This is a genomic window from Bacillus sp. JJ722 (assembly GCF_036963345.1).
Taxonomy (GTDB): domain Bacteria; phylum Bacillota; class Bacilli; order Bacillales; family DSM-1321; genus Bacillus_AD.
In genome coordinates this window covers 2,455-2,777 of record NZ_JBALMO010000171.1, presented here as the reverse complement: position 1 = coordinate 2,777, position 323 = coordinate 2,455, and the positions used below count along the sequence as shown (strand labels likewise).

Genomic DNA, 323 nt, shown 5'->3' with positions numbered 1-323 from the left:
AATAACATTTAAACTTAAAAATGTTAAAATTCTACATTTACCAAAAGAAAATTGTCACATTTAACAGGGAGTATTTGTCTATATAGATATAAGGAAAAAAGGAGGTGCTTTTGTAGTGTATACAAATATAACAAAACATAATATCGAAGAGTTAAGTGAAGATAGTACGGAAGAGTTAATAAAGGAGTACCATCAAAAAATCTACATTTATTGTTACAACATTTTGAGAAATACACATGATGCTGAGGATGCTGTACAAGAGGTTTTCATCAAAGCCTTTCAAAGCAGTAAGCTCATGAAAATTGAAAATAAAAGTGCTTGGT

The 323-nt window shown here is 28.8% G+C and carries 1 protein-coding gene; it reads left to right on the top strand.

Annotated elements, in window-relative coordinates; translation table 11 throughout:
* Window positions 1-115: 115 nt before the first annotated feature.
* Window positions 116-323 (top strand): RNA polymerase sigma factor (locus V7014_RS19300; protein ID WP_335509373.1); only part of this gene is annotated, 208 nt, incomplete at its 3' end.